Source organism: Phycicoccus sp. Root563, from assembly GCF_001427915.1.
GTDB lineage: Bacteria > Actinomycetota > Actinomycetes > Actinomycetales > Dermatophilaceae > Pedococcus.
Window position 1 is genome coordinate 1,253,732 of sequence record NZ_LMGM01000001.1, and the last position, 11,915, is coordinate 1,265,646.

Below are 11,915 nucleotides of genomic sequence, written 5' to 3' on the forward strand. Positions count from 1 at the left end.
CTCTCCACGTGCCACTCGTTGGCCGCCACCCCGTCGACCGTCCGCAGGATGGCCGTGCGGACGACGAGCCCGTATGCCGCGAGCAGGCCCGCGGTGTCGGCGAACAGTCCCAGCCGGTCCCGGTCGAAGACGTCGATGCGGTAGGAACCGCCCTGGGGGCGGACGATGACGCGCGGCTCCCCCGCGGCGACGGACTCGAGGTCCGCAGCATCCACGGTGGTGCCCTCGGCGGGCGGTGGCATGGTTCCTTCCTCCCACCCGGTCCGGGCGGCGTCGGCGAGCTGGCGCAGCAGGGTGGCGCGCCAGTCGGTCCAGGCCTGCGGCCCGGCGGCCGAGGCGTCCGCCTCGGTGAGGGCGACCAGCAGGTCGAAGACCTCCCGCGCCCCACCGACCGCCTGGCGGGCCGCGGTGACCGTGCCGGGGTCCTGGTGGTCGCGACGGGTGGCGAGGTCGATCAGCGTGAGGTGCTCGCGCACGAGGGTCGTCACGACGTCGACGTCGGCCGGCGGGTAGCCCAGCCGGATGGCGATGGCCCGGGCCAGCGGGGCGCCGGTCGCGGAGTGGTCGTGGGCGCCGGGCACCTTGCCGATGTCGTGCAGCAGCGCGGCCAGCAGCAGCAGGTCGGCGCGGCTCACCCCCCGGACGAGCCCACCGGCGATGACGACGGTCTCGATGAGGTGGCGGTCGACCGTGTGGCGGTGCACCGCGCTGCGCTGCGGGCGGGAGCGCACGGCCGCCCACTCGGGCAGCCAGCGGTCGATGATGCCCGCCTGGTCCAGGCCCTCCCAGACGCCGATGAGTCCGGGTCCGGTGGCGAGCAGGTCCGCGAACAGGTCGCGCGCGATCTCCGGCCAGGGCTCCTCGAGCCGCGGCGGCTGGCCGGCGAGGTTGGCCAACGTGGTCGGGGCGATGGGCAGGTTGTTGCGCGCAGCGACGACGGCCGCGCGCAGCGGCAGGAGCGGGTCGGTGGACAGGGTGCTGCGCGGACCGAGGACGACCTCGCCGTCGTGCTCGAACATCCCGAACCCGAGCGGGTTGAGCTGCGGGCGGCGGGGACCGACGCGCAGGGTGCGCGCGCGCTGGGACTGTCCAGCGCGCCGTACCGTGCCGTCGAGGGCGTAGGCGATCGTGCGCCCGGCGGTCGCGACCGAGGTGAGCATGTCGTCCGCGTCGGAGTGCCCGAGGAGGGCCGCGACCGCGTCATGGTCCTCACGGGTGAGTCGGTCACGGCCCTTGCCGGTCACCACGTGCACGGCATCGCGCACGTCGAGGAGCACGCGGTGCGCCTCGTCGACGGTCTCGTGCGGGCGGTCGGTGAGCCAGGCTGCGACGAGCGCGTTGAGGACCGTCATGTCCCGCAACCCGCCGTGCGCCTCCTTGAGGTCCGCCTCCAGGCTCTGGGCGAGGTCACCGTGGCGGGAGTGCCGCGCGCGCAGGCCCTCGATGAGCTGCGGCAGGCGGCGCCGGGCGTTCGCGCGCCAGTCGTGCGCCACCGTGGACCGCGCTGCGGTGACGACCTCGACATCACCCGCGACGCACTGCAGGTCGAGCAGCCCCACGGCAGCCGTGAGGTCGCCCGATGCCACGGTGCGGCACTGGTTGACGGTGCGGACCGAGTGGTCCAGGCGGACCCCTGCATCCCAGACGGGGTACCAGATGCGGTCGGCCAGGCCACGCAGGTCCTCCCCCGACAGGGAGCGGCCGTAGTGGAGCAGGACGAGGTCGACGTCGCTCAGGGGTCCTGCGTCACCCCGGGCGAGGCTGCCCACGGCGGCCAGTGCCACCCCTTCGGGCCGGCGCGACCCGAGGGCCTCCTGCCACACCGTCGTGAGCCAGTCGCGGGTCAGGGCGGCGATGGCGTCACGGCGCGCCTGCCCCGCACCGGGGGCGTCGAAGCCCCGGGCGCCGGCCAGGTCCAGGCGGCGAGCCGCCAGGTCGGTCTGCTCGATCGTCATGGCAGTCACTGTGCCCTTTCGTCATTTCGCGCAGTGCGCACGCGTGTTACGGCTGTGTTAGCGCGTCGGCACGTCACAGGCCGACACCCGGGACGGGGGGATCGTCCCGGGTGTCGGCCGGTGGGTGCTCCGTCGGGGGCCGGAGCGTCAGGGGTGTGGTCGGGCGGGCTCGACTGGGTCAGAGGGCGTCGACGCCGCGCTCGCCGGTGCGGACCCGGACGACGTCCTCGACCGGGATGGTCCAGATCTTGCCGTCGCCGATCCGACCCGTCTGGGCCGACTTGAGGATGACCTCGGCGACCGAGCTGGCGTCGATGTCGTCGACGAGCACCTCGACCCGCACCTTCGGCACGAAGTCGACGGTGTACTCCGCACCGCGGTAGACCTCGCTGTGGCCACGCTGGCGGCCGTAGCCGGACGCCTCGCTGACGGTCATGCCGGAGATTCCGTAGGCCTCCAGGGCCTCCTTCACCTCGTCGAGCTGGTGGGGCTTGATGATGGCGGTGACGAGCTTCATGCCTTTGCTCCCTCGTGGGTCTTGGCGGTGGGCGCCGTGGTCGAGATTGCTCCGGACGAGCCGAACCGTCCACCCGACAGGCCGCTCAGGTCGTAGGCGCTCTCAGCGTGCTCGGACAGGTCGACACCCTGGGACTCCTGGGTCTCGTCGACGCGGAAGCCCATGGTCTTGTGGATGGCGAGCCCGATCAGGTAGGTCATGACGAACGAGAACACGAGGACCACGAAGGCACCGAGCGCCTGGGCGCCGAGCTGGGAGAACCCGCCGCCGTAGAAGAGGCCCTCGTTGACGTCCAGGCCGGCGGCGCCGGTCGGGCTGCCCTTGGTGGCCAGCAGGCCGATGAGCAGGGTGCCGATGAGGCCGCCGACGAGGTGGACACCCACGACGTCGAGGCTGTCGTCGAAGCCGAACCGGAACTTCAGGCCGACCGCGAGGGCGCACCCGGCACCGGCGACGAGACCGACGATGAGCGCACCGATCGGGGAGACCGTGGCGCAGGCCGGGGTGATGGCGACCAGGCCGGCGACCACACCGGAGGCGGCGCCGAGCGAGGTCGGGTGACCGTCGCGGAACTTCTCCACGACCAGCCAGCCGAGCATCGCCGTGCAGGTGGCGGCGAGGGTGTTGACCCAGACACCGGCGGCCTGCGTACCCGCGCCGAGGGCGGAACCGGCGTTGAAGCCGAACCAGCCGAACCACAGGATGCCGGCACCGATCATGACCAGCGTCAGGTTGTGCGGACGCATGGGCTCCTTGGCGAACCCGATGCGCTTGCCGAGCACGATGGCCAGGGCCAGGCCTGCCGCACCGGCGTTGATGTGGATCGCGGTTCCACCCGCGAAGTCGTAGGCCGCGGCGCCGCCGAACAGCAGCCCGTCAGCCTTGTTGGCGATCCAGCCACCCGTGTCGGCGGCGTAGCCGCTGAACGCGAACACCCAGTGGGCGGCCGGGAAGTAGACCAGCGTCGACCACACGACGGTGAAGACCGTCCAGGCCGTGAACTTGGCCCGGTCGGCGATCGCGCCGGAGACCAGGGCCACCGCGATGATGGCGAAGACGACCTGGAAGGCCACGAAGGCCGGGGCGGGGATGCCGCCCGCGGCGGCGGTGCCTGCGGCGGCGTCCGCGGGGACGTAGCCGTAGATCTGGTCGAGAATTCCCTTCAGTCCGAAGTGCGTGAAGGGGTTGCCCAGCAGTCCGCCGCCCAGGTCCGGGCCGAAGGTCTCGCTGTAACCCCAGAGGATCCACACAGTGCCGACCGTGCCCATGGTGATGAAGCTCATCATCATCATGTTCAGCACGCTCTTGGTCCGAACCATGCCTCCGTAGAAGAGGGCCAGGCCCGGTGTCATGAACAGCACCAGGGCCGCCGCAGCAAGGACCCAGGCGGTGTTCCCGCTGTCGGTGAACGGCACGTCGGCCGTCACGAAGGTAGTAGCGCTCATGCGGAGAACCATGCCGGTGCGGGATTTCGAGGAAGGCCGCGCTGTGTTACGGCTGTGTTAGCGGATCCTCACGTCGGTAAGCATCAGGTAAAGGGCGGGTCATCGTCTCGGATGGTGGAGGGGTCAGAACGCCGAGACCGACGACGGTGCCCGCTGCGGACGGCTCAGGGCCCGGACGACAGCCGTCGCGCCGTGGCGGTCGGCCGCGACGGCGGCCAGGAGCCCGACGACGGGCACGACAGCCCCCTCCGGGAAGGTCGGGGTCTCGGTCCCGACGCTGGCTGCGAGGTCGTCGGCGTGCACGAGCATCTCCATCATGCGCGTCGTCAGGAAGTCGTCGGTCGTCAGCGACCACCCCTGCCAGGGGATGAAGATGGTGTCGGGGTCGCGCGGCCGGGCCAGCAGGTCGGCCACCGCGTCGGTGTGCGCCGCTGCCCCGGCGAGGACCGCATCAGGACCCGCGAGCGCCGCCTCGTCGTCCCGCACGTTCTGGTCGGGGTCGCTGCGCCCTGCTCGGGACGCCGCCACCCACGGTGCCCGGCGGTAGTGCTCCAGGACGGCGATCGTCTCGCCCTGGGCCGGGGACGACAGCCCCTTGGCGACGGTGACGCCCTGGTTGAGCAGGTGGTGGGCCAGACCACCCACGCTCATGCCTGCACAGGCGCTCTCCTGCCCCCACGCAGCGCGCACGAGGTCCGAGCCGGCCAGGTCGCGGGAGATGCGGACCGACTCGAGGAAGGCCTGGCGGTGGTCGCTCACGTCCATGGACCGACCCTAGCCTCGGCCCACGAGGGAGCAACGGCTCACGCACGCACCTCCTGCCGCTCCTGACCGGCTCGGGTCGGTCGCTGACGCGCCCAGCGGCCACGGAGCCAGGCGGCACCCCTCTCGAGGGGCAGGAACGCGAGCATCATCACCAGGTGCGGCCAGAACGCGATCGTGATCGCGGCATACGTCATCGCGTGGAACACGAACCACCCCGCCACCACCCGGCGGCGCCAGCGCTCGGTGAGCAGGAAGATGACCGGGGCAGTGAGCTCGGCGGCGAACAGCACCCACTGGAAGGCGTGCAGCGTCCACGGCACCTCGAGCAGCCATTGCGCCACCGGGGTGCCCCGTCGCACCACGGCCCGGACCATCGTGGCGGAGTTGACCCAGTCCCAGCCGCCGAAGCGGATCTTGGCCCACGCCGACAGGAAGTAGGTCGCGACCGCCGCGAGCTGGATGGCCCGCAGGGCGAACCCGGCGGCCTCGCTGCGCCGCCGGTCGGACAGGTGCGCCAGCCCCACGGTCGGCAGGAGGGCGAGCGCCACGACGAAGTCCGCCCGGTCGTGGTCGACCTTGCCGTAGGAGAAGGCGACGTACTGGTACCAGACCCAGCCGACGGCGACGGTCCACCCGAGGAGGCGGGGAGCCCGGCCGGTCATCGCCGCGAGCGCCGCGGCGACGCAGCCCCACTTGAGCGTCTGCACGAGCAGGACGGTGGCGGCAGGCAGGTGCAGCGCCTTGCCCATGACCAGCGGCTCGTACCAGACGGGGTCGGCCCACCCGTGGTACCAGCCCGACGTGTGCAGGCCGAGGACGTCGACGACGACGAACGCGAAGACGAGCAGCCGCAGGACCGCGACCCGCGCCAACGGCATCGGCGTGAACAACCACGCCCCCAGGCGGGTCACCTCGCCTCCCACTGCGCGAGGACGCTGGTGCGGACCTCGCCGGTCGGCTTGCGGTCGACGACGACGATCTGGCGCCGCACGACCCGCAGCGCGGTCCACTCAGGGGCACCCGGTCGCAGCTCGGCGTGGCTGCGGGCCACGGTGCCGAGCCGCTGCGGGTCGGCGGTGATCTGCGGGATCCGCCCCTCGATCTCGGCGCGGTTGAGCCCGGTGTTCTCCGGCGTGAGCGGTGCCGGCACCCACGTCCCGGGGGCGTTCGCGGTCTGCACCTCGATCCCCGTGGAGATGACCGACCCGGTCGCGGCCTGGGACGTCGAGAACATCCGCCACGGGCTGAACGGCCACCAGTGGTCGTCCCCGACGAGCGAGCCGGCGCAGAACATGACGGTGAGCCCGAGGACGACGACGGCCCGCCACGACTTCGCGGCGGCACCCAGACGCACGACCCCCGGTTCCACGCCCACAGGGTATGCCGCGGGCGGTGGTCTCCAGCCGGCCTCCCCCCGGCGAGTTTGAAGCGTTGGGGGCGCCCTAGCGCCCGGAACGCTTCAAACTCGNGGGGTGTGCAGCGCTGGCTGGTCAGCGGCGTTGGGCGCGTCGGGAGACCCACGTGGCGAGCAGGGCGAGGAGGACGAGCCCGGCGGCGGCGGAGAGTCCCGCGACCAGCTGGGTGCGGTCCGCCTCCGGCGACGCGGCGGAGCTGCCGGTCCGCGCCGACCGGGTTTCCGCCGAGGCGGTAGGGGCGGGTGCCGGTGAGGACGGTGTGGTCGTCGGTGAGGTCCTCGTCGAGGACGGGGTCGGCGCCGGCAACGCGGGGACGGTAACCCGGCGCACCGGCGACTGCTCGCCCTCGGTGCCGACCAGGAGGCCGGCGCCGTCGGGGGCCAGCGCCACCGTCTCTCCCTGGCGCATCAGGGGCAGCACCGACGACACGATGGGGCGCCACGAGGTCGGGTCGAGCAGCACGAGCTGGGTGTAGGTCCGCACGGCCAGGGCCGACCCGTCGGCCAGGAACACCGCGTCAGTGGCCGTGGGCGGCGCGTCCGCCAGCCGTTCTAGGCGGTTGACGCCCCGACGGCTGGGCTTCTCGGGGAGCGCGTAGACGGCGCCGTCGGCACTCTTGGTGACGACCAGGACACGTCCGGTGCGCGGGTCGACCGCGACCGACTCGGCGTCGTGCGGACCGTCGGGGTAGGACAGCTCCCACGACGCCCAGGACCCGTTCGTGTCACCGAGGGCCGGCTCGTCGAACCAGAAGATGCGGACCACGTCACGGCTCCTGGCGTTGTCACCGATGTCGGCGACCAGCACGCGCCCCCTGGGCGTGATGGCCAGCGCCTCGACGTCGGTGACGGGAGCCCCGAAGGTGTGGACCCCCGTCGTCCGCCCGGTCCTGGTGTCGACCGCGAAGATCCGGGCCGAGTCGCCGGAGTCGTTGGTGGTCCAGACGGTGTGCGGGTGGGCACGGCTCAGGGCCAGCCCCGAGGACTCGGCGACCCGGTCGTCGAGGATCTGGAAGCCACCATCGGCGGCGACGGCCGCGCCCGCCGAGGCGACGTTCGCACCGGTGAAGGCGACGTTCGCACCGGTGAAGGCGACGGCCGAGCGGGCGGAGGCGGACGCCATACCGATGGCCACGGCGGTGAGCAGGGCAACGGCCAGCAGCCGACGCGGTCCCGGGGTGGGCACCGTCAGTCGAGCAGCGCGTCGACGAACGCCTCGGGGTCGAAGGGCGCCAGGTCGTCAGGGCCCTCGCCGAGGCCGACGAGCTTCACCGGCACGCCGAGCTTGCGCTGCACCGAGACGACGATGCCGCCCTTGGCCGTGCCGTCGAGCTTGGTGAGGACGATGCCGGTCACGTCGACGACCTGGGCGAACACCTCGGCCTGGCGCAGTCCGTTCTGGCCGGTGGTCGCGTCCAGGACGAGCAGCACCTCGTCGATCGGGCTCTGCTTCTCGATGACCCGCTTGACCTTGCCGAGCTCGTCCATGAGGCCGGCCTTGTTGTGCAGGCGACCGGCGGTGTCGACGAGGACCACGTCGGCCTCCATCTCCATGCCGGCCTTCACCGCGTCGAAGGCGACCGCTGCCGGGTCGGCGCCGTCGCGGTCGGAGCGGACGGTGGGAACACCCACGCGGGCACCCCAGGTCTCGAGCTGGTCGGCGGCGGCGGCGCGGAAGGTGTCGGCGGCACCCAGCACGACGTCCTTGTCCTCGGCGACGAGGACGCGGGCGAGCTTGCCGACGGTGGTGGTCTTGCCCGTGCCGTTGACGCCCACGACGAGGACCACGGCCGGTCGCTCCCCCACCCGGCTGCTCGCGACCGAGCGGTCGAGGCCCGGGTCCACGAGACGCAGCAGGTCCTCACGGAGCCAGCCACGGACGGTGGCCTCGTCCGTCGTGCCCTCGACCTTGACCCGGGCACGCAGGCTGTCGACGAGCTCGGTCGTCGCCTCGACGCCGAGGTCGGAGGCGATGAGGGTGTCCTCGACCTCCTCCCAGGCGGCCTCGTCGAGGCGTCCCCGGGAGAGCAGGGCGAGCAGGCCCTGGCCGAGCGCGGAGTTGGAACGGGACAGGCGGGCCCGCAGGCGGGTCAGGCGGCCCTGGGCGGAGTCCGGGCGCTCGACGCCGGGAGCCGGCGCGGGCTCGGGCAGGGTGTCCGGTGCGGGCAGCGTGTCCACGCCGCCACCGACGTTCTCGACCGAGCGCTTCGGGGCGTCGCGCGGGTCGCTGGCGTCGTCACCGACCCCCGGCAGCACCTCGCTCGTGTCGGTGCGTGGCGCCGGTCGAGGCGCCTCCTTGGTGCTCCCACCCCGGCCGCTCCGGCCGCGCACGAGCCCGAGCAGCACACCCCCGAGGACGACGAAGATCCCGACGGCGATGGCGATCCATTCCCACAGCTGATCAATCACGCGCGCCATCCTCCCCCATCACGGCCGTCGACCACGATTCGGCACCGGTCCTCGACACCGTGACGTCGAGGTGGGCGGGCCGGGTTGCCCCGGACCGCCCACCTCGACCACGCACTGGATCGCGACGACTACGGCGTCGGGATGCTCCAGATGCCTCGACCGTGGGTCGCGGCGTAGAGGTTGCCGTCCGGCCCGGACTCCAGGTCCATGACCACCGTCAGCGGCAGGCCGGAGCCCAGCTGCTGCCAGCTCGTCGCCCCCGGTGCCCGGTAGAAGGCGGCCAGGTCGGTGCCGAGGACCGTCGCACCGTTCGCGAGCTGCTTGACGCTGCTCGCCGGGACGTCGGGCAGGTTCGCGCTCGTGTCGGTCCACGACGCTCCCCCGTCCCTGGTCTCGTACAGGTGGCCCACGCCGGCGCCCGGACCCTCGGTGAACCGGCGCGAGAAGCCGTTGATCGCGGCATACGCGTGCTGGGTGTTGGTCGGGTCGATGGCCAGGCCCTGGACGAAGCGGTTCGGGAAGCTCGACGCCAGCGTGAGCTGGTGCCACGTGCCACCGGCGTTGGTCGCGATGCCACGGGCGAAGCCCGCGTTGTTGCACGGCCCGCACCAGGAGACGTACGAGACCCCGTTGTGCATCGACACGGCGGTGGCCGAGTGACCGGCACCGAGGTCGAACGCCTTCGTCAGGTCGGCGGCGCTGCGCGTCGCCGTCCAGCCCTTCATCCCGGTGTAGACGAACTCGCCACCGAAGATGAAGTGGTCCGGGTTGCCCGAGTCCAGGGAGATCGGCGCGATGAACCGCGGCAGCGGGTCACCGGGGTCCAGGGAGTAGGACGTGGCCTCGGCCTCGGACTGGGCACCCGGGTTGAGCGCACAGTTGTTGGTGATCTTCACCGCGAGGTTGGTGTACTCCTGCAGCTGGTTGCAGCCCTGGCGCGGGTCGGCCGCACCGTCGCCACCGTCGCCACCGAAGTTCGACCCCATCTTGGTGTCGCCGTTGCTGCCGTCGGGCTTGACCGCGAACAGGTTGGACACGCCGTTGTCCTGCAGGCCGCCGGAGACGACGACGCCGCCGTTCTTGGCGTCCTTGCCGACCGAGACCGAGTAGTACTGCAGGGCGTCCATCGTGCCGTCGGCCGTCGTGGACTCGAGGTCCGTGGCGTTGCCGTTGGCGTTGACCGTGCCGTTGACCGGGCGGCGGTAGACGCCGCCGTCGTTGCCGAAGAAGACGAACGGCTTCCCGGCCTTGGTGCCCACCGTGACCGAGTGCTGGTCGGGGTGACCGGCGAGGGGGCAGGTGTTGGAGGCGTCGGACAGGCTCCAGCACGGGAACGTGAAGTTCCAGTAGGGCGAGACGGCAGACCAGTGCGACCCGGCGTCCTTGGTCTCGAAGACCTCCTCGAGCCCGGCCCAGACGTGGTCACGGTTCGCGGGGTCGACCTGCAGGAACTGGTTGTACCAGGCCTGCACACCGACGGCGTATCCCTTGCGGTCCAGCGCGGAACCGCTGTTGTGCAGCTGCGCCGCGTCGGCGATCTTGTTCCACGGTCCGCTCGGCGAGCCCGACTTGGAGACGAAGATGCCGGCCAGCGAGGACGCGGTGTTGATCTTGCTGGGCTGCTGCACCTCGGCGTAGAGCCGGCTGCCGTCCTTGCTGAAGGCGAAGGTCGTGTAGCCCACGTCGCTGCTGTTGGTGATGCTGCCGAGCGTCACCGAGAGCTTGTGCCAGCTCGACGGGCCCGCGGTGAAATCGTTCGTCTCGTAGAACCCGTTGTAGGTGTCACCCGAGCGCCAGCCGATGGCCGCGATTACGTGCTTGGGGTTCTTGGGGTCGACGGCGATGTCGTTGACGATGTTCTTGTATGCCGCGTTGGTGGCCCCCGAGGACGTGTTGCCCTTCCAGTCCGACCCGGCCGGGACGAGCACGGTGCCAGCGTCGTCCTTGATCTCCGGCATCCAGGACATGTTCGGGGCGAACCCGAACGTCCACGCCCCGGCCTTGCTGCCGGCGGCGTGGTACCAGATGCCTCGGTTGGTCGCCGCGAAGACGTTCGTGCCGCCACCGAAGCGGATACGGCCGATCGTCGTCGACTCGAGCTCCTTGCCACCGACCCGGTCGGTGGGGGCGAAGCTGCCCGAGGAGGGTTTCGCGAGGCGGTAGACACCGGCGCCCACGTAGGACGTGCCACCCGTGTTCGCCTCGCCCGTGGCGTACCAGAGCGAGCTGTCACCGGCGAGCTGCAGGTCACCACCGCTCAGGGACGGGAGGCTGTCCGCGATGGGGGTCCAGGCGCCACCACCTGCGGAGGAACGCCACACGCCGCCGTCCGCGCCCGCGGCATACACGTGGTCGCTGGAGTCGGCCGCGAGGCCGGTGACGCGGCCCGTGACCTTGCCGGCTCCGCCGGAGGAGTTGGAGTTCCAGTCGCGGTAGCGCGGGTCGTCGGCGTCGTAGGGCACCTTGGTGACCTCGTGCCACGTGCCCGCCGTCTTCGGGAGCGACTGCAGCTGGGTGTAGGCCGAGCCGTACGCCCCAGGGGCGACGATGCCGGGTGCGGTGCGCGCCTGCTGGAACTGCTCCGCGATGGTGACGGCTTCCTTGGACTCGTTCTGCGCCTCGGCGGGGTTGCCCCCGGCGATCATGAGCGCCTTCTCCATCACGGCGGCGTTGTAGTGCTTGTCGCGCCACTGGTACTTGAGCCAGGCCTCGTTGAGCTCGTGCCGACCGAGGAAACCGGCGGATCCACCGGCCACCAGGGCGATCCCGGCACCCGCAGCGACCAGCCGCCGGGCTCGGGGGGATAGGGATGCCATCGTGTGTGTCTCCTCCGACGCAGAACAGGGCCCGATCGGGCCCCGCCACAGCATCGGACCGGCGACGACGAACGAACCATGACATCTGTCATGGACTGTTCAGTTGAGGACCGTCATCGGACGTTCGGTTAACGCGTGCTGCGGAGAGGCACGATGCAGGCCGCCCCGGAAAGGCGCAAGGAAGGCCACCCCGGAACGGGACGGCCTGCGCGGTGCGTTCAGCGTGCTGGGGCGTCTCAGCTCGCGCGGCGGTGACGCCCGGAGTCCTCGGACGGGTCGCGCTGCACGGTATCGCTCACCTTGTCCTTGGTGGCGCTGATGACGTCACCGGTCTTCTCGATGGTGGACTCGAGGGTGTCCGCGGTCTTCTCCTTCACCGCGGCCACGATCTCCTCGCCCTGGGGGCTGAGCAGGTCACGGCCCTCCCGGCGGGCGGGGACGGCCACGACGGCGACGACGGCCAGAGCCAGCCCGACGCACAACAGCATCCCGATGATCAACGGCACCATGGGTCCAGAGTGCCCTGCCGAGCACCCCCGGCCAAATCGACACCCCGCCGTGGGACGACCGGTCGTGCCGGTCGCTCCCCCGCGA

Annotated in this window: 10 protein-coding genes; all 10 read right to left on the reverse strand. The window is 71.7% G+C overall.

The window, feature by feature from the left end:
* A partial coding sequence (locus ASD62_RS05865; RefSeq protein ID WP_235530646.1) for a [protein-PII] uridylyltransferase occupies positions 1-1,955 on the reverse strand: 1,955 nt, incomplete at its 3' end.
* Between the two features lie 178 nt (positions 1,956-2,133).
* Positions 2,134-2,472, reverse strand: coding sequence for a P-II family nitrogen regulator (locus tag ASD62_RS05870; RefSeq protein WP_056915154.1), 339 nt, complete (start codon positions 2,470-2,472; stop codon positions 2,134-2,136).
* Positions 2,469-3,917, reverse strand: a complete 1,449-nt coding sequence (locus ASD62_RS05875; RefSeq protein WP_056915155.1) for an ammonium transporter — start codon at positions 3,915-3,917, stop codon at positions 2,469-2,471. The genes ASD62_RS05870 and ASD62_RS05875 overlap by 4 nt, the downstream gene beginning before the upstream one ends.
* A gap of 123 nt (positions 3,918-4,040) precedes the next feature.
* Positions 4,041-4,682: a maleylpyruvate isomerase N-terminal domain-containing protein gene (locus ASD62_RS05880; protein WP_056915156.1), complete on the reverse strand. Its 642-nt coding sequence runs from the start codon at positions 4,680-4,682 to the stop codon at positions 4,041-4,043.
* A gap of 38 nt (positions 4,683-4,720) precedes the next feature.
* A complete protein-coding gene (locus tag ASD62_RS05885; protein ID WP_157581371.1) occupies positions 4,721-5,593 on the reverse strand; it encodes an HTTM domain-containing protein in 873 nt (290 codons plus the stop codon).
* The gene (locus ASD62_RS05890) at positions 5,590-6,051 is read right to left on the reverse strand and encodes a hypothetical protein (protein ID WP_157581372.1); all 462 of its coding nucleotides are present in this window, start codon (positions 6,049-6,051) and stop codon (positions 5,590-5,592) included. Before ASD62_RS05890 ends, ASD62_RS05885 begins: the two co-directional genes overlap by 4 nt.
* A 121-nt stretch (positions 6,052-6,172) precedes the next feature.
* Positions 6,173-7,282 (reverse strand): hypothetical protein, encoded by a 1,110-nt coding sequence (locus ASD62_RS05895; protein ID WP_056915159.1) that lies wholly within the window; start codon positions 7,280-7,282, stop codon positions 6,173-6,175.
* A gap of 2 nt (positions 7,283-7,284) precedes the next feature.
* Positions 7,285-8,514 carry a signal recognition particle-docking protein FtsY gene (ftsY, locus tag ASD62_RS05900; RefSeq protein ID WP_056915160.1) on the reverse strand — a complete coding sequence of 410 codons (1,230 nt, stop codon included), beginning with the start codon at positions 8,512-8,514 and terminating at the stop codon, positions 7,285-7,287.
* A gap of 119 nt (positions 8,515-8,633) precedes the next feature.
* A complete protein-coding gene (locus ASD62_RS05905; RefSeq protein ID WP_056915161.1) occupies positions 8,634-11,321 on the reverse strand; it encodes a hypothetical protein in 2,688 nt (895 codons plus the stop codon).
* A gap of 236 nt (positions 11,322-11,557) precedes the next feature.
* Positions 11,558-11,830: a hypothetical protein gene (locus ASD62_RS05910; protein WP_056915162.1), complete on the reverse strand. Its 273-nt coding sequence runs from the start codon at positions 11,828-11,830 to the stop codon at positions 11,558-11,560.
* Positions 11,831-11,915: the final 85 nt, after the last annotated feature.